Here is a 19,363-nt window from a genome sequence, read left to right as displayed (position 1 = left end):
TGGGCCTCTTACCTCTTGAGCGTCCAGCCGGCGCCGACGCCCAGCAGGTGCAGGGCGACGAGGGCCAGTCCGGCGAGGACGAGCGTGGTGACGGTCACGACGGAACCGACGGCCACACCGGCGATCTGGAAGATCAGCGCGAGAACGAACAGCAGCGCGGCGACGAGGGCGAGCATTCCTACCTCCCTGGGCGGGGGTCCAACATGGTTCCGCTTTGGGAATTTCCTAGGCGATATCCCGGAAAACAGCCCTGAAGGTGACGTTCCGCCCACCCGCCGTCACGCGGTATTGACCGGACGGTCAGTCGGCCCGTGCCCTCCCTCGGATCCGCTCAGCTCAGGGACGAGTAGGCCACGACGCCGCGTCTGAGCGCGTCCATCGCCTTGCCCGCGTTCTGCCTCACCTTGCTGCCGGACGGGGCCGCGTCGGCGATCTGGCCGAGCAGGTCGAGCAGCTGCTTGATCCAGCGCACGAAGTCTCCCGCGGCCAGCTCGGCGCCGTTGACCCCGTCGCCGAGCACCGCGTCCAGGTTGTGCCCCCTGGCCCAGCGGAAGGCCGCCCAGGCGAACCCGAAGTCGGGCTCCCTGATGAACGACAGGCCGTGGTCGCTCTCGACGGCCTCCAGGTCGCCCCACAGACGCATCATGTCGCCCAGCGCCTTCTGCACCCCTCCCGCGGGAATCCTCGGTTGACGCGCCTCGTCCGCCTGTCGGGACTCGAAGACCAGCGAGGAGACGGTGGCCGCCAGCTCCGCCGGGTCCAGGCCCTCCCAGAGCCCGGCGCGCAGGCACTCGGCGGTGAGCAGGTCCAGCTCGGTGTAGAGCTGGGCCAGCCTGCGACCCTCCGCGGTGACGTTCTCACCGTCGAGGTACCCCAGCTGGTCGAGCACCCCGCACACCTTGTCGAAGGTGCGGGCGATGACGTGGGAGCGGCCCTCGACCCTGCGGCGCAGGCCCTCGGTCTCCCTGAGCAGCTTGTAGTAGCGCTCCGCCCAGCGGGCGTGGTCCTCCCGCTCGTCACAGCCGTGGCAGGGATGCTGCCTGAGGTCCCTGCGCAGGCGCAGGATCTCCTCGTCCTCCGCGGCGTGGTCACGCGCCCTGGGAGGCTTGCCGAGGTCACGGTCACCGAGCTTGGCGTGCATGGAGGAGACCAGGTCGGCCCGCTCCCTCGGCGACCGGGCGTTGAAGTTCTTCGGGATGCGCAGATGCTCGACCGGCTCGACGGGGACGGGGAAGTCGGCGGGTGAGAGCTTCTTGACCTGCTTGCCCGCGGTCAGCACCAGCGGGGCCGGCCCCTCACCGCGGGAGTTGAGCCCGGGGTCCAGGACGACCGCGACCCCGGCCCTGCGCCCGCCGGGCACACGGATGATGTCTCCCGGCCTGAGCGCCTCAAGGGAGCGCAACGCTTGGCCCCTGCGGGCCGCGCCACGCTGACGCGCCAGCTCGGCCTCCCGGTCGGACAGCGCCCTGCGCATCCCGGCGTACTCCTCGAAGTCGCCCAGATGACAGGTCATCGAGTCGCGGTAGCCCCGCAGCGCCTCCTCATGACGGCGCAGCTGCTTGGCGATGCCGACGACCGCCCGGTCGGCCTGGAACTGCGCGAAGGAGGACTCAAGGAGCGACCTGGCACGTTCCCTGCCCACCTGGCCGACCAGGTTGACCGCCATGTTGTAGGAGGGGCGGAAGCTGGAACGCAGGGGGTAGGTGCGGGTGCTGGCCAGGCCCGCGACCTGCAACGGGTCCATGCCCGGCTGCCAGTGGACGACCGCGTGTCCCTCGACGTCGATGCCGCGCCGCCCCGCCCTTCCGGTGAGCTGGGTGTACTCACCCGGGGTGAGGTCGGCGTGGGTCTCGCCGTTCCACTTGTCGAGCTTCTCGATCACCACGGAGCGGGCGGGCATGTTGATGCCCAGGGCGAGGGTCTCCGTGGCGAACACGGCCTTGACCAGGTTGCGGGTGAACAGTTCCTCGACGACCTCCTTGAAGGCCGGAAGCATGCCCGCGTGGTGGGCCGCCAGGCCGCGTTCCAGGGCGTCGCGCCACTCCAGGTAGCCGAGCACCGCGAGGTCCTCGTCCGGAAGGTGGGCGGTGCGCTCGTCGACGATCTGCCGGATCTCGTGACGCTCGGCGTCCGTGGTGAGCCGGATCCCGGCGTACAGGCACTGCATGACGGCCGCGTCGCAACCGGCCCTGGAGAAGATGAAGGTGATCGCGGGCAGCAGGCCCGCGGCGTCGAGACGCTCGATGGCCTGGGAACGGTCCGGCGGGCCGCCCCTGCGCGGGCGGGAGTAGCCCCTGCGGCCTCTGCCGTACGCCTGTCGCTCCTCGTCTCTGGCCAGGCGCAGCAGGTTGGGGTTGACCAGCGGCCTGAGGCCGTCCTCCTCACCGACGAAGAGGTCGTACAGGCGGTGACCGACGAGCATGTGCTGCCAGAGCGGGACGGGCCGGTGCTCGTCGACGATGACGCTGGTGTCGCCGCGGACCTCCCCCAGCCACTCACCGAACTCCTCGGCGTTACTGACCGTGGCCGACAGGGCGACCAGCCGTACCGACTCGGGAAGGTGGATGATCACCTCTTCCCAGACCGCGCCGCGGAACCGGTCGGCCAGGTAGTGGACCTCGTCCATGACGACGAAGCCGAGCCCCGCGAGGGTCCCCGACCCGGCGTAGAGCATGTTGCGCAGCACCTCGGTCGTCATGACGACGATCGGGGCCTCGCCGTTGACGCTGTTGTCACCGGTGAGCAGGCCGACCTTGGCGGCGCCGTAGCGTTTGACCAGGTCGTTGTACTTCTGGTTGGAGAGCGCCTTGATGGGGGTCGTGTAGAAGCACTTACGGCCCTCCTCCAGGGCCAGGTGCACCGCGAACTCCCCCACCACGGTCTTGCCCGAGCCGGTGGGGGCCGCCACGAGCACCCCGTCACCCGCCTCAAGAGCCCGGCAGGCGTCCAGCTGGAAGTCGTCCAGCTGGAAGCTGTAAAGACCGCGGAACGAGGTCAGCGCCGGTCCGCTGTCGGCCTGGCTCTGACGGAAGGCAGCGTAACGTTCCGCTGGGGTCGTCATGTCTCCAAGCCTACCGATATCAGGATTCCGGTCCGCCCCACGAACCCCAGAAGATCGCCCGCCTCCCCCTCCACCCGGGTTGAGGAGGATCCCGACACCATGCGCGAAGAGTTCGGTTTGCACTTCCCTGGTCCAGTGTGTGAGGGATTTCCGGTTCGGGCGCTTCGGCGCCGTGCCCGAAAGGTTTCCACTCCGACGCCCTGGCGCCAGAAGTGAAGAGTTTGGTCTTGCTGCTTTACCGGTGCCGTGTGTGAGGGGTTTCGGCTTGGGCGCGTCGGTGCTTGGACTGAGGAACGCAGGAGCACAGCGACGCAGTGACGAGGGAAAGCACCGACTCAGGGCGCCCAGGCCCCCGCGACGCCGAAGGCGGAGCAAAGAGACAGAGCCCCTGGGACGACCTCACAGCTGAGAGGGAGCGGGCCCAGGCGCTCGCCGTCGGCGTAGGCGACCACGTCCGGTGCCTCCAGAGTGATCCCGCGCACGCGCCTGGTCGTGACGAAGGGGTGGGTGATGTGGGAGCCCCGGTAGACCCGGGGAAAGGCGCGCAGGAAACGCCCGACGGGCACCGCGTCGATGATCGTCACGTCCAGCAGGCCGTCGTCGGGGACTGCGCCGGGGCACACGCGCATCCCGGCGCCGTAGGAGGAGGTGTTGCCGACGGCGACCAGCATGGCCCGCCGTTCGATCGTCTCGGTCCCCGAGGGGCCGTCCAGGATCATCCGGAACGGGATCGGCCGGTAGGAGCCCAGTTCCGCGGCCAGTGCGAGCAGGTATCTGGCCATGCCCGGTGGCCCGCTGATCCGGTTGGCCCGCTCGTTGACGCGGGAGTCGAAGCCGCAGGCGAGCACCCCTGCGAACCACTCGCCGCTCCCGGTCCGCACGGCGTCCACCGTACGGCTGCCACCCCGGAGTACGGCGTCGGCCGCCTCCAGAAGTCCGCCCCGCGGGACGCCGAGGGCGGTGGCGATGTCGTTTCCTGTGCCCGCGGGGATGATCCCCAGTGGGACTCCGGTCTCCGCGACCGCCTGCACGGCCAGGTGCACCAGCCCGTCACCGCCGAAGGCCACCAGCGCGCTCGCGCCGGCGGCCACGACCGTACGGGCTCTGGCCAGGGCGTCGGCGGCGGATTCACCGACGAGCACGGAGACCTTCCTGTCGCCTCGGCGCAGCCGGTGCAGCACCGGGCCGAGCATCCCGCGTGAGCGCCCGCCCCGGGCGGCGGGGTTGACGAGGACGGCGATCTCTCCGGGCATGGGGCCGGAATCTACCGCCTATTTCGGCGGATCGGTATCCGTCTCCAGGTCGAGCGGGGAGGCCTCGTCGTCGGACAGGTTGGAGAAGTCCTCGCCCTTGGGAGCTCTCTTCTCCCTGAGGTACATGAAGCCCTCGGCGAGGGCGAACAGCACGACCATCGGGATCGCCAGGGCGACCATCGAGAACGGGTCGGTGCTCGGGGTCGCGAGGGCGGCGAAGACGAACATGATGAAGATCACCGTGCGCCGGTGCTTGGCCACGGTGGCGCGTGGCAGAACGCCGATCACGTTGAGGAAGACCATGAGCAACGGCAGCTCGAAGGAGACACCGAAGATGACCAGCATCACCAGCGCGTAGGTGAGGTAGTCGTCCATCTCCAGCAGCGGGATCGCGTTGTTGGGCGCGAAGCTGAGCAGGATCGCCAGACCGGTGTCCATGATGAGGTAGGCCAGACCGGCACCCGCCAGGAACAGCGGGATCGCAAGGCCGAGGAACGACAGCGAGTAGCGCTTCTCGTTGCGGTACAGGCCAGGGGTGACGAAGGCCCAGATCTGATACAGCCAGACCGGTGAGGAGACGACCATCGCGAACATCACCGCGACCTTCAGGTTGACGAAGAAGGCCTCGAAGACACCGCGGATGGCGAAGGTGCACTCTCCGGCTCGCAGGGTCTGCGACGCGGGAAGGCTGCAGTAGGGCTCGGTGATGAAAGTCCAGATCGGCTGGAAGAACAGGAAGCCGACAACGATGCCGACGACCAGCGCGAGCAGGGAGATCAGGATGCGGTTGCGCAGCTCACGGAGGTGTTCCATGAGCGGCATGCGCCCCTCGGAGGATTCCGTGGGCGATCCCGGTCTGTTCGAGCCCGGCTTGGGCCATTTCAGCAGCGCCATTCACGAATCCCGGTCTGACGAGTGAGGTGGTGGGGAGCCGGCCACAGACCTGGCTGCGGCCTCTGCGGTACGGCCCCTACTGCGGCTTGGCCGCACCGGCCTGGGCGCGCAGCTTCGCGGCCTGCTCCTCAAGGGCACGCGCCTGCTCCTCGGCCGTCTGGGCGGTGGGAGCCGTGGGGAGCGGCTGGGGAGCCGGGGCGGGCTGCTGCGCCTGGACGACGGTGGCCGTATGAGTGGCCGTGTGGGTGTCCGTCTCGTCGTCGTCGCGAAGCTTGGCCGTCTCCGACTTGAAGATCCGCAGCGACCGGCCCAGGCCGCGAGCCGCGTCCGGCAGTTTCTTCGCACCGAACAGCAGGATCAGGATCACGCCGATGATGATCAGCTCGGTGGGTCCCAGGTTAGGCATGACACATCCTTAGGCCGAACGACACGCACTCTCCTGCCCGATCGTACGCTCCCCCGGGCACAGACTCATCCCTTCCGGGATGGGATTGTCCGGACCTGCTCGTTCAAGGCGCTGTGTGCGGGGGTGATCGTCCGGCGAATCCTGTCGACCTCCCTGCCCAGCTCCCTGGTGGCCAGCAGCACGCGAACCCCGAGAAAACCCAGCACCAGCAGGCCTGCGAAGGCGAGACCGACCGCGGCGAAGATCCAGCTCATGACAGCCGATCATAACGGCGCACGTCAGGAGACCGACTCGTAACGATTCAGCGCCGAGGTCGCCGCCCGCCTGACGCTCTCGGCCAGTGAGGCGGGTGAGAGCACCCGGCCCGTGTCGCCGAGACGCAGTGCGAGCCGTACCAGCCAGCCCTGGTCGCGAGCCCGCAGCGCCACCTTCAGGCGCCCCTCGCCCAGCTCGGTGACCTCCTCGCACGCGTAGTACTCGGCGACCCAGCGGCCCGCGGGGGTCAGTTCGAGCTCGACCAGCTCGTCGGTCGGCGAAGGACGGAACACCCCGGGTGTCACCTCGTCGGGCACCGCGTCCGCGGGCGGGTCGGCGGCCGTTTCGAGGATCTCGACGGTGAGCATCCGGTCGAGACGGAACAGCCGGACCGCCTCGGCCCGGTAGCACCAGCCCGACAGGTAGGAACGGCCGTCCACCACGACCAGGCGCATCGGGTCGACCTCGCGCGGGGTGATCTCGTCACGGCCGGGCACGTGGTAGCGCAGCGACAGCCGCCGGCCGCGGCGCAACGCCTCGTTGACGGTCGGCAGGGCGTCCGGGGTCGCGCCGACCTCGACGGCGACCTGGCTGCTGACCGCCGCCGCTCCCTCTCCCGCGGCCTGCTCGAACTTGGCGATGACCCGCGCCAGCGCGTCACGGTCGCCGAACTCCGGCAGCTCGGCGAGCATCCGCAGGGCCACCAGCAGCGCGCTCGCCTCGTCGATGCCCAGCCGCAGCGGGCGGGCGATGGTCTCGGCGTTGTCGATGAGGATCTCACCGCCGTCCCAGGAGACGTCGATCAGGTCTCCCGGGGTGTGGCCGGGCAACCCGCACATCCACACCAGTTGCAGGTCGTCGATGAGCTGTTTCTCGCTCAGTCCGAAGACCTTGGCGACCTCCGGCACCTGCGCCCCGGGGTGGGACATCAGGTACGGCACCAGCGCCAGCAGCCTGGGCAACCGGTCGGCCGTGCTCATACTGCGCTCCCCCTGCTCGTTCGTGTGTCCTCGCCCGTCACGCCAGGGCTCCCTTCAGGCGGCGGATCACGGCCTCCCTGGCGTCCGGCGGACCGGTCACCTCGGCGTCCGCGGCGAAGCCCGCCACCCACCCGGCGAGCCGCTCGGTGTCGGTGAACTCGACGTCCAGCTCGTCCCACCCGCCGGTGCCCTGCCGTACGGCCTTGGCCACCTGGCGCAGCCCCTGGCAGGTGCCCTCGCGGACCCGGATGAGGGCGGTGCGCTCCCTGACCGTCATCTCGTCGCGGTAGCCGACCATCGAGGTGATGTCGACGCCCTCGGGGACCACGACGGCGCCGGGGCGGCCGACCGGTACGACGGGGCCGTTGATCCGGCTGAGCCGGAACACCCGTGCCGCGTCACGGTCGCGGTCGTGGCCGACGACGTACCAGCGGCCACGGCGGCTGACCACTCCCCACGGCTCGACCGTCCTGGTCAGCACGCTCTCGCTGGCCGCGGCCCGATAGGGGAAGCGGACCGCGCGCCGGTCGCGCACGGCCTCCCACAGCGCGGGGAAGGCCGGGTCCCGTGTGTCGACGCGCAGTTCGAGCGCCCCGCCGAGCATCCCGTCCGCCTCGTCGGTCTCCACTCCTCCCGCGCGCAGCTTCAGCAGCGCGCCGCTGGCGGCCTCGGCCAGGCTCGCGCGCTGCCACACCTGGGCGGCCAGACCGACCACGGCGGCCTCGTCGGGTTCGAGGGTGATCTCGGGCAGTTCGTAGGACTCCCTGACGATCCGGTAGCCGGGGTCCTCCTCCCAGGGGTCCTTCTGGACCTCGATCGGGATGCCGATCTCCCGCAGCTCGTTCTTGTCCCGCTCGAACATCCGCTGGAAGGCCTCGTCGTTGGCGGCGTCGTAGCCCGGCACCGCCTGGCGGATGTGCTCGGCGCTGAGCGGCCGCCTCGTGGCCAGCAGGCAGATCACAAGGTTCAGCAACCGCTCGGTCTTCCGGCGCGACATCCGGCCTCCTTCCCTGTTCACATGACTCTACGTCCAGGTGGCGCTACTCTTCCCCGGTGATCAGATGGCGCAGGGGCGAGGTCGCGCGTGTCCGGCGAGAGTGGTCGGGGGCGATGGAGATCGAGGTCTCCACCGAGGAGGGGGTCGTCCGCGCGCTGGCCTATCCCGCCCTGGTCGGGCGTCCTGAGCCGGGCGACACGGTCCTCCTCAACACGACCGCGCTCGCGATGGGTCTCGGTACGGGAGGTTACGCCATGGTGGTGGCTCTCCCGAACAGATTGCCGAAAGATCCACAGGGTCCCGGCCACCTGGTGAAGGCACGCTACACCCCCTTGCAGGCCACCGTGCTCGGCGCGGACGAGCAGGACTCGCCCTTCCACGAGGCGCTCCGCGAGGCCGACTCGCTGGACGGCATGCCGGTCGTGGTCGCCGACCTGCACTCGGCGCTGCCCGCGATCCTCTGCGGCCTCTACGGTTCCCGCCCCGGCGGGGCCCGGGTCGCCTACGTGATGCTCGACGGCGGCGCGCTGCCCGCCTGGTTCTCCATGTCCTGCGCCAGGCTCAGAGAGATCGGCTGGCTCGACGGGGTGGTCACGGTCGGCCAGGCGTTCGGCGGCGACGTGGAGGCCGTGACGCTGCACACGGGCCTGCTCGCGGCCCGTCACGTCATGGGCGCCGACGTGGCGGTCGTCACCCAGGGGCCCGGCAACCTGGGCACCGGCACCCGCTGGGGCTTCTCCGGCGTCTCGGCGGGCGAGGCGGTCAACGCGGCCTCCGTGCTGGACGGCAGGCCGGTCGCGGCGCTGCGGGTCAGCGAGGGCGACCTGCGTAAGCGCCACATCGGGGTATCCCACCACTCACTGACCGCCTACGGCAGGGTCGCCCTCGCCCCCGCCCAGGTGGTGGTGCCCGAGTTGCCCGGCGACTTCGGCAGCCGGGTCGCCGAGCAGTGTGCGCCGCTGGCCGTACGGCACGAGCTGGTCGGGGTCTCGGTCGAGGGACTTTACGAGGCCCTCGCGGACTGCCCGGTCAGGCTGTCGACGATGGGCCGCGGGCTTGACGAGGACCTGGCCTACTTCCTGACCTCGGCGGCGGCGGGACGCCACGCGGCCTCGCTGCTCTCGTAGAACTGCTTGAAGGTGAAGGCCTCCGGAGTGGGGCCCTGCGCCTTGAGCAGGTCGAGGCGTTCCATGCCCTCCTCCAGCGTGGGCACGTGCCCGCGCGGAATCCACCACATCACCGAGTACGGCTCCGCGACGCGCTGGAACCACTCTCTGCGTCGTTGCAGGAAGCCCAGGTGGGCGCTGCGGTAGACGAAGTCCCACAGGCTGTCCCTGTCCTCCCACACGGAGAAGTTGATCAGCAGGTGGTCACCGTAGTCGTGATGGACGACGTCCTGAGGCCCGTCTCCTCCCTTGAGCCGCCACACATAGCCGGGGGCCTCCTCTGCGAGACGGTTGACGGGGTCGAGGGCCGCGACGAAGTCGGCGATCTCGGGGGATTCGAGGGGCGCGCGCAGATGACCGACGTTGAGCTGGGCGAGATGCATGCTCGTCAGCAAACCATCCACCGCCCTTCTATGTCAATCTTCATTGTTTTTAGAAAAGGCGACGCAGCACTCCCCAGGACGGGGGTCCAACCTGGCCGTACGGTCCTCCTCTCCCAGGGCGTCGAGCAGCCCCCGGCACAGCGCCAGGTTCATCGAGCACACCAGCAGCGGCTGCTCCTGCGACAACACGTGGAAGGGACAGTTGCGCAACCGCAGCGCGCCGTCCTCCTCGTAGGGTTCGTATCCTCGTCCGCGCAGCGCCCCGGTCAGGTCCTCGCCCCGTTCCGCCAGCTTCGCGCCCGCCCGCCGCGCGACCTCGTCGGCCACCTCGTCCCCGCCGAGGCGGTCGACCGCCTCGGCCAACATCGACGCCATGGAGCGGTAGTCCCTGGCCGGGACGCTGACCTGCCACTCCCCTCGCGCCCTGCGGTAGACCTTCGCCGGACGGCCGCTTCCCGGCCCCGTCCTGTCGGTCAGGCGCTTGAAACCCGCCTCCAGCAGGCCGGCCTCGACCAGCTTGTCGAGGTGGAAGGCCGCCAGGGTCCGTTGCACCCCGACCGCCTCCGCGGTCTCGTTGCGCCCCGCCTCACGCCCCAGGGAGGCCACATACTCGTAGACGGCCCGCCTCACGGGATCGTGCAGGGCCGCGACCGTGCCGAGGTCATCGCTGCTCACAGCCGGGATTCTAGGCGGTGTTCCTTTTGCGCCGCCTGACGGCGTCGCGGGGCTTGGGTGCCGGCACTCCTCACGTACGGCACCGGTACCGGTGACACGAAGGACCCGGCCACGCGGGTGCGTGACCGGGTCCCTTGAGCGCTCAAGCGGGTCAGTAGGCCTTGAGGACGTCCACCAGGAAGACCAGCGTGTCGGTCCCCTTGATCTTGTCGCCGGAGCCCTCCTTGCCGTAACCCAGGTCCGGCGGGATGCTCAGCAGCACCCGGCTGCCGACCGGGACGCCGACCAGGCCCTGGTCCCAGCCCTTGATGACCCGGCCGGTGCCGATCTGGAACATGATCGGCGCGCCACCGCGCGACCAACTGCTGTCGAACTCCAGATCGGAACCCCAGATCTTGCCGACGTACTGGACCAGGATCGACTGGCCCGACTTGACCTCGGGACCGGTGCCCTTGATCACGGTCTTGGCGACCAGTTCCTTGGGGGCCTTCTCGTCGGTCTTGGTGGTCAGCTTGGGCGCGGCCTCCCCACCGGGGTTCTCGACCTTGATCCCCTTGAGGGTGGGGTCGGTCGCCTCGCCCTGGGCGGCCTTGCCCGCGGGGACGTCGATCACGTCGACCACGAAGACCTGCGACTGGCCCGCGGGCGCCTGGGCCTGCTGTTCCTTGGGCAGCGCGTCCTTGCCGACGACCGACAGGAACCTGCCTCCGCCCTTGGTCTCGGCGAAGCCCTTGCGCAGGATCTCGGGGATCTGCTCGTTGAGGGTGATCAGCTGCGGACCACCCTCGTCGTAGGTCGAGCCGACCAGCTTGTTCTGCTTGCCGTCCCAGGTGAAGACGGTGAGGTTGGCCACCACGCTGGCACCGTCCTTCGCGGGGGTGCCGACGGTTCCGGGCGTGAGCACCCGGTAGGAGGAGGCCTCCGTGACCTTCGCCGGGAACTCGACGGTCGGTTTGGTGTTCACCGCCCCGGTGACCTTCAGCTCGGGCGCCGTCCCGGCGGAGGTGGTGGCCTGTGCCCCCGACCCCCCTTCGGAGCCACAGGCGGCGGCGAACAACAGTGGCACTGCGGCCAGTACGGCCAGGCTGCGGCGGCGCATGAATATCCTTCTGAAAGACGTCAGGTTTGCGTCACACTACCCGTCAACACATACGGGCGTGCTAAGACCGCCGATGACCTTACCGAAGCATGACCGTCACATGCCCGCGATCAACTTGTCCACCCTTTCGTCCACGCTACGGAAGGGGTCCTTGCACAGCACCGTGCGCTGTGCCTGGTCGTTGAGCTTCAGGTGGACCCAGTCGACGGTGAAGTCGCGCCGCTTCTCCTGCGCCCTGCGGATGAACTCCCCGCGCAGCTTCGCCCTGGTGGTCTGCGGCGGCACCGACTTGGCCTCGAAGATCTTCAGGTCGGAGGCGACCCGTTCGACCGCGCCGCGCTTCTGCAGCAGGTAGAACAGGCCCCGGCGCCGGTGCACGTCGTGGTAGGCGAGGTCGAGCTGGGCGACCCTGGGGCTGGACAGCGGCAGGTCGTACTTCCTGCGGTAGCGCTCGATCAGCTGGTACTTGGTGACCCAGTCGATCTCCCTGGAGACCAGGTCCAGGTTTCCCGTCTCGACCGCGGTGAGCGTCCGCTCCCACAGCTCCAGCACCCGCTCGCTGATCTTGTCACCGCCCCTGCGGTCGACGAAGTCACGTGCCTTGGCGAGGTACTCCTGCTGGATCTCCAGCGAGGACGCCTCCCTGCCGTTGGCCAGGCGCACCCGCCGCCGCCCGGTCATGTCGTGGGAGACCTCCCTGATGGCCCGGATCGGGTTCTCCAGCGAAAGGTCGCGCATCACGGTGCCCGCCTCGATCATGCGCAGCACCAGGTCGGTCGCGCCGACCTTGAGCAGCATCGTCGTCTCGCTCATGTTGGAGTCGCCGACGATGACGTGCAGGCGGCGGAAGCGCTCGGCGTCCGCGTGCGGCTCGTCACGGGTGTTGATGATCGGCCGAGAACGGGTCGTCGCACTGGAGACGCCCTCCCAGATGTGCTCGGCCCGCTGGGAGACGCAGTAGACCGCGCCACGCGGGGTCTGCAGCACCTTGCCCGCGCCGCAGATGATCTGCCGGGTGACCAGGAAGGGAATGAGCACGTCCGCCAGGCGGCCGAACTCCCCGTGCCTGCCGACCAGGTAGTTCTCGTGGCAGCCGTAGGAGTTGCCGGCCGAGTCGGTGTTGTTCTTGAACAGGTAGATGTCCCCGGCGATGCCCTCCTCGCGCAGCCGCTTCTCCGCGTCGACGAGCAGGCCCTCCAGGATGCGCTCACCCGCCTTGTCGTGGGTGACGAGCTCCACGACGTTGTCGCACTCGGGGGTTGCGTACTCCGGGTGGCTGCCGACATCGAGGTAGAGGCGCGCGCCGTTGCGCAGGAAGACGTTGCTCGACCGGCCCCAGGAGACGACTCTGCGGAATAGGTAACGCGCGACCTCGTCGGGCGACAGCCGCCGCTGTCCCCTGAACGTGCAGGTGACGCCGTACTCGTTCTCAAGCCCGAAGATGCGACGGTCCATTGCCTCACACTATTCGCCGAACCCCTCCTGCGGGAGGGATCAGTGGGGTTTTCGGTCGTATGGCTTATGCCCCCGGCGGGGATCGGCTAAGCGTGAGCGGGGCTCACGCCCGGTGAGGCGGGCGCGAGCCGTACGGAGATGATGGGGATGCCGGTGCGGAGGGCCACCCCGCACCCGGCTCAGGGGGTGTAGATCTCCTGGACCTTGACGATCTGCCCCCGGTACACGGTGATCAGCGAGGGGCGGGTGCTCTTCGCCCTGGTCAGCAGGGCCTTCCTGGAGCACCGCTTGGCGCCCAGGCCCCCCTTGTCGACGGTGGTCCCGGTCATCTTCGCCGAGCAGCCGAAGGCGCTCAGGAAGACGACGTTCTTGGCGACGGGTGAGGCGTAGGCGGTCACATCCCCCTCGGGCGGACCGACGAAGTACCCCTCGGTGTACTTGTCCCTCTTCCACTTGATCGGCTTGTACTCCACCTGGGTACGTCCGACGTGGGTGATCCAGCCGCGCAGGATGCCGTCCTTACGGGAGCTGATGTGCTTGGTGAAGTCGTGGCCCGGATCGCTCTGGAAGGTGGTCCCGAAGATCTTCGGCTTGGGGAAGTTCGGAATCACCGCGGCCTCGGCGGGGATCGCGCCGCCCAGGGCGACGGAGAGGGCGGCGGCCACGGCCAGCATGGAGCGTTTCATGCCCGTTACGACGACCACCGTGTGGGCCGGGTTCGCCGGGCGGACAGTGATCCACATCACAGCGGAGCGCCGTGCCCCACACGGGGACACGGCGCTCTCACCACAGCCGGGACGGCCCGTCAGCCGTTGGAGCCGGTGTCGATGTCGCCCTCGGGCGCGGTCGGCGGCAGATCGGAGGCCTGCGCCGTACCGGCCTCCGCCTCGGACGCGGCGTCCTGGGGCCGTCCCTCGGCGAGGGCCTGCTCCAGACGCGGACCGTTCAGGCGCAGGAACTTGCGGTGCGGCCGGTTGCGGTCGAGCACCGCGACCTCGAGCTGACCGGCCGGAGGACGCTCGCCGCCCGGCTCGGTGAGCGCGAACAGCGCCGCCTCAAGGGCCTCGGCCAGCGGCATGCCCTCGCGGTAGCGCTCCTTGAGCCTGCCCGCGACCGCCTCCGCCTGACCGCCCATCGCCACCAGGCCGGTCTCGTCGAAGACCGAGCCGTCGAAGGTGAGGCGGTAGATGTGGTCCTCCTCCGCGCTGTCACCGACCTCGGCGACCACGATCTCGACCTCGAAGGGCTTGGGCGACTCGGTGAAGATCTGACCGAGGTTCTGCGCGTAGAGGTTGGCCAGTCCGCGCGCGGTGACGTCGTCCCTGGCGTAGTTGTAGCCGTTGATGTCGGCGTAACGGATGCCGCCGAGGCGCAGAGCCTCGAACTCGTTGTAGCGGCCGACCGCGGCGAACCCGATCTTGTCGTAGATCTCGCTGATCTTGTGCAGGGCCCGGGAGGGGTTGGGGGCGACGAACAGGATGCCGTGCTCGTACTGCAGGACGACGACGCTGCGGCCTCGCGCGATCCCCTTACGCGCGTAGTCCGCCTTGTCCCGCATCTGCTGCTCGGGCGAGACATATCCAAAGGGTATGGACACCTGGGGTGATCCTCTCGTGTTAGCGCAGCGGGGCGACGGGGCCGTCGGGGGAGCTCATGCGCCCTTCGAGGACTGTCTGGACGTGGGCGCCGACCTCCTCGTCGGACAGACGGCGGAAGCCGTCGGCGGTGATCTGCGCTACGACGGGCCAGATCTTGCGGGTGACGTCGGGGCCGCCGGTCGCCGAGTCGTCGTCGGCCGCGTCGTACAGCGCGTTGACGAGCGCCCGCACGACCTCCTCCGGCGAGGAGTTCTCCCGGTAGAGCTTCTTCAGCGAACCACGCGCGAAGATCGATCCCGAGCCGATCGCGTGGTGCTGGTGCTGCTCGTACGGCCCGCCGCCGACGTCGTATCCGAAGATCCGCCCGCCGTCGATCTCCGGGTCGTAGGCGGCGAACAACGGCACGACGGCCAGGCCCTGCATCGCCATGCCGAGGTTGCCGCGGATCATCGTGGCCAGGCGGTTGGCCTTCCCGGCGACGGAGAGCGTCCTGCCCTCCATCTTCTCGTAGTGCTCCAGCTCGACCCGGTAGAGGCGGGCCATCTCAAGGCCGGTGCTGGCCGCCCCGGCGATGCCCATGCACGAGAAGTCGTCGGTGCGGAACACCTTCTCCATGTCCCGCTGGGAGATGATGTTCCCCGAGGTCGCCCTGCGGTCACCGGCCATCACCACACCGCCCGCGCAGGTCGCGGCGACGATCGTGGTCGCATGCGGGACGTGGTCTCCTACCGGGGCCGCCAGGGTCTCGTTTCTGCCGGGCAACAAGTCCGGCGCGTAGGAGCCGACGAACTCGGTGAACGAGGAAATGCCGCTGTTCGTGAAGATGTGATTCACCATGCCGGCGGGCAGGTCCCTGTGCGATCCCACGCGACTCCCTCCAAAGGTGCGGTCCTATAAGGCCCGACCTTACTCATCTTGTCGTGCTGCATGCACTTCCCTGGATCAGCTCAGCGCGAACCCTCTCCGGGAGCGTCTTCGAATCTTTACATCCGCGCGGGCGCCGCGTTCCGCGCCCACACGCGGGGGTCTCCTGCCCGGCTCTCCGCACGGACGGGAGGGCCCTTCGGGCGGCCGGAGAACCCAGAAAAAAGGGGACGGGTGGCTGTTTCGTCTCACCCGTCCGCCCGCGCCGGTCCGCGCCGTCAGGGCGCGGCGGGACCGGCGACGGCCGATCGGCCTGTCGTCGCGCGGCCCGGCCGTACCCTGAGCCGGTCCGCCTCTCGTCTTCCCACGTTCACCAACGCCGTCGAACCACCCGGGGGGCCGGTGCCGCCGCGCGCGGCCTCACCCCGCTCTGCCCCGGGCCTGTCTGACTTCCCCTCTCGTCTCCGGACGCTCACCCCGGAGGCGCCGATCCCGGGCTCTCACCCGCGGAGCCGCCGCCTCCGGACTTCCGCCTCCGGACCGCGGACGCGGACGACCGGCTACTGGCCGCCCTTCTGGACGTAGGACCTGACGAACTCCTCCGCGTTCTCCTCAAGCACCTCGTCGATCTCGTCGAGAATGGCGTCGACGTCGTCGGAGAGCTTCTCGTGGCGGTCCTGGACGTCGGTGGAGTCGGCCTGCGCGGTCTCCTCGACCTCCTTGTCGGTCCGCCCGGTCTGCTTCTGGCCTCCGGTGTCCTTGCTAGCCATCTGTGGCACCTCCACATGGGGGACGTCGTTGTCCCATATCTTCCCCGAACCGGCGGACATTTCGCGTGGATCGTCCTCGATCTTTACGAGGACCGCGAACTCCCCGGACTCGCCCCAAGACAACCCTCCCGAAGCCTCCGGCGGCAAATCCCACTTGACTAGATAGCTACTCTATCCAATGATGGGCCGACATCGGCCTTCCAGAAGGAGCCCAATGCCCCCCGAGACGCTGAGCACCGCCGGAGTGCTCCTGATCACCGTGCCCACCATCGCCTTCGGCGGGCTCATGCTGCTGACGCACATCATGCGCAACGTCCCCGGCTATCTCGACAACCCCGTACGGCAGAACCTGTGGCGAGCCGGGCACGCCCACGCCGGCGTCCTGGTCCTGTTCTCGCTCGTCGCGCTGTTCTACATCGACCAGACCCACTGGGGAGAGGGCCTCCAGAGGCTGACCAGGCTCCTGATCGTCTCGTCACCGATCCTGATGCCGCTCGGCTTCTTCCTGTCGGTCGTACGCCCGTCGGACACCAAGCCGAACAAGCTGATCTGGCTCACGGTCCTCGGCGGCGTGTTCCTCGCCGCGGGCACGTTGCTGCTCGGCATCGGCCTGATCTGAGGCCGCTCCGGCGAGTCAGGACCGTTCCGAGTAGGCCAACCCGGTGTAAAACTGCGATCATTGGACCGTGAGCACCATCGTCGCCAGCCGTTACAAGCTTCACTCCCCCGTAGGCCGGGGTGCGACGGGCGTGGTATGGCGCGCCTATGACCTGTTACTCGAACGGAAGGTGGCGCTCAAGGAGATCGCCCTGCCACCGGGTCCGGCCGCGGCCGAGCAGCGGCGGCGGGTGGTGCGCGAGGCCCGGATGGCCGCCAGGCTCAGCCATCGGGGCATCGTGACGGTCCACAACCTGGCCGAGGAGGCCGAACGGCTCTGGATCGTCATGGAGTTCCTCGAAGCCCTCACCCTGCACGACACGCTCGTCCAGGCGGGGCCGCTCCCGGTCGATCTGGTGGCGGGGATGGGCCGCAGGCTGCTCGACGCGCTGCGGCACGCGCACGACGGCGGCGTGATCCACCGTGACATCAAGCCCGCCAACATCATGCTGACGGGCGACCGGGTGGTGCTCGCGGACTTCGGCTTCGCCGCCCCCGAGGGCACCGCGGGCAACTCGATGCGCGGCACCCCGGCCTTCATCGCCCCGGAGACCCTGCACGGCCGGGGCGGCACCCGCGAGGCGGACATGTGGTCCTTCGGGGCGACCCTCTACATGGCCGTCGAGGGCAGGACCCCGTTCAGGACGGTCAACTCGATGCCCGCGCTGGTCGAGGCGCTGCGCGAGCCCGCGCGGGCCCCGCAGCGGGCGGGCGCGCTCGAACCCGTCCTGCGCGGGCTGCTGCGCAAGGACCCCAGGGCGCGCCTGAGCGCCGAGCAGACCTCGGCCATGCTGGCCAAGGTCCGCTGCTTCAGCGCCGCCTGAACCGTTTTCCGTCGTCCGCCATGGGACCCGCCCTGTGCGGGTCCCATGGCGTCGTGCTTTCCGGAGCCGACGCCTTTACGATGTAGATCGGATACAGGCCTCGACGAACCGGGTGGCCAGCCGGGGGGTGCCCGCCCAGTGCAGGTGGAGGTAGGAGGCCACGACCGGGCCGGAGGCGAACCCGTCCGCCCCTCCCCTCCAGCGGAACAGCGGCCTTCCCGGCGCGGGGTCGACGGCGGTGCGGTGGAACTCGTGCCCCCGGTAGCGCTCCCCCGCCCGGGTCAGCACCGAGTCCTCGACCGCGACCGCGTCGCGGTAGCCCAGGGTGAGGGTCCCCGTCATCCTGGCCTCCAGGTCGAAGACCCCGCACATGGGCCTGCCGTCCAGCCGCCTGGCGAGATACAGCAGACCGGCGCACTCGGCGGAGATCGGCCCGCCGAACGCGGCGACCTCCCTGCGCAGCGGCTCGTTCGCCGACAGCTCGGCGGCGTAGACCTCGGGGAAGCCCCCGCCGATGACGACGCCGCCCGTCCCCTCGGGCAGGGCCTCGTCCGCCAGCGGGTCGAAGGGGACGACCTCGGCCCCCGCCGCCGCCAGCAGCTCCGCCTGCTCGGTGTACCCGAAGGTGAACGCCTGCCCTGCGGCGACCGCGACTCTCTTGGTCGCCGGTACGGCGGGCCCCGGGCTCCACGGCCGCGCGGACAGGGCGGGGGCGGTACGGGCGAGCCGCAGCAGTTCCCCCAGGTCGCACGAGGCGGCGACCAGGTCGGCGACGGCGTCCATGGCACCGGCCGCCTGCGTGGCGCGTTCGGCCGCGGGGACCAGGCCGAGATGGCGGGAGGGGGTGTTCACCAGGTCGCTGTGGTGGATCGCGCCGAGCACCGGGACGCCGCTCTCGGCCAGGACCGCGCGGCACAACTCCTCGTGCCTGGCGGAGCCGACCCGGTTGAGGATCACCCCGCCGAGGCGAATCCGGGTGTCGTAGGAGGCGAAACCGTGCACGAGCGCCGCGACCGACCGGCTCTGCCTGGCCGCGTCGACCACCAGGACGACCGGGGCCTGCAGCAGCCTGGCGACGTGCGCGGTCGAGGCGTACTCGCTCGTGCCCGCCCCGTCGTACAGGCCCATCACCCCCTCGACCACCGCCAGGTCGGCCCCGGCGGCGCCGTGCAGGAACAGCGGGGCGATCAGTTCCTCACCGACGAGCCACGGGTCGAGGTTGCGTCCGGGACGGCCGGTGGCCAGGGCGTGGTAGCCCGGGTCGATGTAGTCGGGCCCCACCTTGTGCGGGGAGACCCGGGTGCCTCTCCGGGTGAGCGCGGCCATCAGCCCGGTCGCGACCGTGGTCTTCCCCGCACCGGACGCGGGGGCCGCGATCACCAGCCGGGCTACCATTCGATGCCCTTCTGCCCCTTCTGCCCGGCGTCCATGGGGTGCTTGACCTTGCCCATCTCCGTCACCAGATCGGCGGCGGCGACCAGGCGGGGGTCGGCGTCCCGCCCGGTGACGACGACGTGCTGGCCGTCGGGGCGGGAGGTGAGCGTGGCGACGACCTCGTCGACGTCGATCCAGCCCCACTTCATCGGATAGGTGAACTCGTCGAGGACGTACAGCCGGAAGGTCCGCGCGGCCAGGTCACGCTTGATCTGCTCCCAGCCCTCCCTGGCGTCCGCGGCGTGGTCCTCCTCGGCGCCCGGCCGCTGGATCCAGGACCACCCCTCCCCCATCTTGTGCCAGGACACCGTGCCGCCCTCACCGGACTCACCCAGCACCCGTAGCGCCCGCTCCTCGCCGATGCGCCACTTGGCGGACTTGACGAACTGGAACACGCCGATGGGCCAGCCCTGGTTCCAGGCCCGCAACGCCAGGCCGAAGGCCGCGGTCGACTTGCCCTTGCCCGGCCCGGTGTGGACGATCAGCAACGGCCGGGTGCGGCGCTGCCTGGTGGTCAGCCCGTCGTCGGGCACGCTGACCGGTTTCCCCTGGGGCATCGTCATCAGCCTTTCGTTCTCGTACGGCTCGCGGG

Annotated in this window: 21 protein-coding genes; 3 read left to right on the top strand and 18 right to left on the bottom strand. The window is 69.7% G+C overall.

Annotated features, from left to right (window positions below; all coding sequences use genetic code 11):
* Positions 1-8 precede the first annotated feature (8 nt).
* The 8 genes from ABZ463_RS19145 to ABZ463_RS19110 all read right to left on the bottom strand — a co-directional run bounded on the left by ABZ463_RS19145 (position 9) and on the right by ABZ463_RS19110 (position 7,846).
* Positions 9-176, bottom strand: a complete 168-nt coding sequence (locus ABZ463_RS19145) for a hypothetical protein (RefSeq protein WP_352013070.1) — start codon at positions 174-176, stop codon at positions 9-11.
* Positions 177-331: 155 nt separating this feature from the next.
* A complete protein-coding gene (locus tag ABZ463_RS19140; protein ID WP_352013071.1) occupies positions 332-3,061 on the bottom strand; it encodes a DEAD/DEAH box helicase in 2,730 nt (909 codons plus the stop codon).
* Positions 3,062-3,396: 335 nt separating this feature from the next.
* Positions 3,397-4,314 (bottom strand): diacylglycerol kinase family protein, encoded by a 918-nt coding sequence (locus tag ABZ463_RS19135; protein ID WP_362777469.1) that lies wholly within the window; start codon positions 4,312-4,314, stop codon positions 3,397-3,399.
* Between the two features lie 18 nt (positions 4,315-4,332).
* Positions 4,333-5,127, bottom strand: coding sequence for a twin-arginine translocase subunit TatC (tatC, locus tag ABZ463_RS19130; RefSeq protein WP_362777467.1), 795 nt, complete (start codon positions 5,125-5,127; stop codon positions 4,333-4,335).
* A 157-nt stretch (positions 5,128-5,284) separates the two neighbouring features.
* Positions 5,285-5,614, bottom strand: a complete 330-nt coding sequence (gene tatA, locus ABZ463_RS19125; protein ID WP_352013074.1) for a Sec-independent protein translocase subunit TatA — start codon at positions 5,612-5,614, stop codon at positions 5,285-5,287.
* A gap of 65 nt (positions 5,615-5,679) precedes the next feature.
* On the bottom strand, positions 5,680-5,868 hold the full coding sequence (locus tag ABZ463_RS19120) for a hypothetical protein (RefSeq protein WP_352013075.1): 189 nt from the start codon (positions 5,866-5,868) through the stop codon (positions 5,680-5,682).
* A 24-nt stretch (positions 5,869-5,892) separates the two neighbouring features.
* Positions 5,893-6,849 (bottom strand): WYL domain-containing protein, encoded by a 957-nt coding sequence (locus ABZ463_RS19115; RefSeq protein WP_352013076.1) that lies wholly within the window; start codon positions 6,847-6,849, stop codon positions 5,893-5,895.
* A gap of 37 nt (positions 6,850-6,886) precedes the next feature.
* The gene (locus ABZ463_RS19110) at positions 6,887-7,846 is read right to left on the bottom strand and encodes a WYL domain-containing protein (RefSeq protein WP_352013077.1); all 960 of its coding nucleotides are present in this window, start codon (positions 7,844-7,846) and stop codon (positions 6,887-6,889) included.
* Positions 7,847-7,902: 56 nt separating this feature from the next.
* Here ABZ463_RS19110 and ABZ463_RS19105 point away from each other — a divergent pair, with 56 nt between their 5' ends.
* Complete coding sequence (locus ABZ463_RS19105) at positions 7,903-8,973, top strand: DUF3866 family protein (protein ID WP_352013078.1); 1,071 nt, start codon at positions 7,903-7,905, stop codon at positions 8,971-8,973.
* On the opposite strand, the gene ABZ463_RS19100 is transcribed toward ABZ463_RS19105, so the two are convergent.
* The 8 genes from ABZ463_RS19100 to ABZ463_RS19065 all read right to left on the bottom strand — a co-directional run bounded on the left by ABZ463_RS19100 (position 8,919) and on the right by ABZ463_RS19065 (position 15,856).
* Positions 8,919-9,395, bottom strand: coding sequence for a DUF3291 domain-containing protein (locus ABZ463_RS19100; RefSeq protein ID WP_352013232.1), 477 nt, complete (start codon positions 9,393-9,395; stop codon positions 8,919-8,921). The two genes, ABZ463_RS19105 and ABZ463_RS19100, sit on opposite strands and share 55 nt — an antisense overlap.
* Before the next feature lie 33 nt (positions 9,396-9,428).
* A complete protein-coding gene (locus ABZ463_RS19095) occupies positions 9,429-10,070 on the bottom strand; it encodes a transcriptional regulator (RefSeq protein WP_362777462.1) in 642 nt (213 codons plus the stop codon).
* A 151-nt stretch (positions 10,071-10,221) separates the two neighbouring features.
* On the bottom strand, positions 10,222-11,169 hold the full coding sequence (locus tag ABZ463_RS19090) for an FKBP-type peptidyl-prolyl cis-trans isomerase (protein WP_352013080.1): 948 nt from the start codon (positions 11,167-11,169) through the stop codon (positions 10,222-10,224).
* A gap of 96 nt (positions 11,170-11,265) precedes the next feature.
* Complete coding sequence (gene pafA / locus ABZ463_RS19085) at positions 11,266-12,624, bottom strand: Pup--protein ligase (RefSeq protein WP_352013081.1); 1,359 nt, start codon at positions 12,622-12,624, stop codon at positions 11,266-11,268.
* A gap of 179 nt (positions 12,625-12,803) precedes the next feature.
* Positions 12,804-13,310 (bottom strand): hypothetical protein, encoded by a 507-nt coding sequence (locus ABZ463_RS19080; RefSeq protein ID WP_352013082.1) that lies wholly within the window; start codon positions 13,308-13,310, stop codon positions 12,804-12,806.
* Positions 13,311-13,429: 119 nt separating this feature from the next.
* Positions 13,430-14,221: a proteasome subunit alpha gene (gene prcA, locus ABZ463_RS19075; RefSeq protein ID WP_362777458.1), complete on the bottom strand. Its 792-nt coding sequence runs from the start codon at positions 14,219-14,221 to the stop codon at positions 13,430-13,432.
* A 19-nt stretch (positions 14,222-14,240) separates the two neighbouring features.
* Positions 14,241-15,059 (bottom strand): proteasome subunit beta, encoded by an 819-nt coding sequence (gene prcB / locus ABZ463_RS19070; protein WP_352013233.1) that lies wholly within the window; start codon positions 15,057-15,059, stop codon positions 14,241-14,243.
* 587 nt (positions 15,060-15,646) lie between these two features.
* Positions 15,647-15,856 (bottom strand): ubiquitin-like protein Pup, encoded by a 210-nt coding sequence (locus ABZ463_RS19065; RefSeq protein WP_352013084.1) that lies wholly within the window; start codon positions 15,854-15,856, stop codon positions 15,647-15,649.
* Positions 15,857-16,070: 214 nt separating this feature from the next.
* Between ABZ463_RS19065 and ABZ463_RS19060 the strand changes: the two genes are divergently transcribed.
* Both ABZ463_RS19060 and ABZ463_RS19055 read left to right on the top strand, forming a co-directional pair.
* Complete coding sequence (locus ABZ463_RS19060; protein WP_352013085.1) at positions 16,071-16,475, top strand: hypothetical protein; 405 nt, start codon at positions 16,071-16,073, stop codon at positions 16,473-16,475.
* 67 nt (positions 16,476-16,542) lie between these two features.
* Complete coding sequence (locus tag ABZ463_RS19055; RefSeq protein ID WP_352013086.1) at positions 16,543-17,337, top strand: serine/threonine-protein kinase; 795 nt, start codon at positions 16,543-16,545, stop codon at positions 17,335-17,337.
* 75 nt (positions 17,338-17,412) lie between these two features.
* On the opposite strand, the gene ABZ463_RS19050 is transcribed toward ABZ463_RS19055, so the two are convergent.
* Complete coding sequence (locus tag ABZ463_RS19050; protein WP_362777453.1) at positions 17,413-18,732, bottom strand: cobyrinate a,c-diamide synthase; 1,320 nt, start codon at positions 18,730-18,732, stop codon at positions 17,413-17,415.
* Complete coding sequence (gene cobO / locus ABZ463_RS19045; RefSeq protein ID WP_352013234.1) at positions 18,726-19,328, bottom strand: cob(I)yrinic acid a,c-diamide adenosyltransferase; 603 nt, start codon at positions 19,326-19,328, stop codon at positions 18,726-18,728. The genes ABZ463_RS19050 and cobO overlap by 7 nt, the downstream gene beginning before the upstream one ends.
* Positions 19,329-19,363 lie beyond the last annotated feature (35 nt).

The sequence above is a fragment of the Streptosporangium sp. NPDC020145 genome (genome assembly GCF_040631275.1).
Taxonomy (GTDB): Bacteria; Actinomycetota; Actinomycetes; order Streptosporangiales; family Streptosporangiaceae; genus Streptosporangium.
The sequence above is the reverse complement of the archived record's forward strand: the minus strand, read 5'-3'. Positions and strand labels throughout refer to the sequence as shown.

Bases quoted from the DNA above. Each gene is read 5' to 3' on its own strand.
- pafA (WP_352013081.1), bottom strand. From the start codon at position 12,624: ATGGACCGTCGCATCTTCGGGCTTGAGAACGAGTACGGCGTCACCTGC.
- ABZ463_RS19060 (WP_352013085.1), top strand. From the start codon at position 16,071: ATGCCCCCCGAGACGCTGAGCACCGCCGGAGTGCTCCTGATCACCGTG.
- ABZ463_RS19080 (WP_352013082.1), bottom strand. From the start codon at position 13,310: ATGAAACGCTCCATGCTGGCCGTGGCCGCCGCCCTCTCCGTCGCCCTG.
- ABZ463_RS19090 (WP_352013080.1), bottom strand. From the start codon at position 11,169: ATGCGCCGCCGCAGCCTGGCCGTACTGGCCGCAGTGCCACTGTTGTTC.
- tatC (WP_362777467.1), bottom strand. From the start codon at position 5,127: ATGGAACACCTCCGTGAGCTGCGCAACCGCATCCTGATCTCCCTGCTC.
- ABZ463_RS19100 (WP_352013232.1), bottom strand. From the start codon at position 9,395: ATGCATCTCGCCCAGCTCAACGTCGGTCATCTGCGCGCGCCCCTCGAA.
- ABZ463_RS19145 (WP_352013070.1), bottom strand. From the start codon at position 176: ATGCTCGCCCTCGTCGCCGCGCTGCTGTTCGTTCTCGCGCTGATCTTC.
- ABZ463_RS19115 (WP_352013076.1), bottom strand. From the start codon at position 6,849: ATGAGCACGGCCGACCGGTTGCCCAGGCTGCTGGCGCTGGTGCCGTAC.
- cobO (WP_352013234.1), bottom strand. From the start codon at position 19,328: ATGCCCCAGGGGAAACCGGTCAGCGTGCCCGACGACGGGCTGACCACC.
- ABZ463_RS19065 (WP_352013084.1), bottom strand. From the start codon at position 15,856: ATGGCTAGCAAGGACACCGGAGGCCAGAAGCAGACCGGGCGGACCGAC.
- ABZ463_RS19110 (WP_352013077.1), bottom strand. From the start codon at position 7,846: ATGTCGCGCCGGAAGACCGAGCGGTTGCTGAACCTTGTGATCTGCCTG.
- ABZ463_RS19140 (WP_352013071.1), bottom strand. From the start codon at position 3,061: ATGACGACCCCAGCGGAACGTTACGCTGCCTTCCGTCAGAGCCAGGCC.
- ABZ463_RS19120 (WP_352013075.1), bottom strand. From the start codon at position 5,868: ATGAGCTGGATCTTCGCCGCGGTCGGTCTCGCCTTCGCAGGCCTGCTG.
- tatA (WP_352013074.1), bottom strand. From the start codon at position 5,614: ATGCCTAACCTGGGACCCACCGAGCTGATCATCATCGGCGTGATCCTG.
- prcB (WP_352013233.1), bottom strand. From the start codon at position 15,059: ATGGTGAATCACATCTTCACGAACAGCGGCATTTCCTCGTTCACCGAG.
- ABZ463_RS19135 (WP_362777469.1), bottom strand. From the start codon at position 4,314: ATGCCCGGAGAGATCGCCGTCCTCGTCAACCCCGCCGCCCGGGGCGGG.
- ABZ463_RS19050 (WP_362777453.1), bottom strand. From the start codon at position 18,732: ATGGTAGCCCGGCTGGTGATCGCGGCCCCCGCGTCCGGTGCGGGGAAG.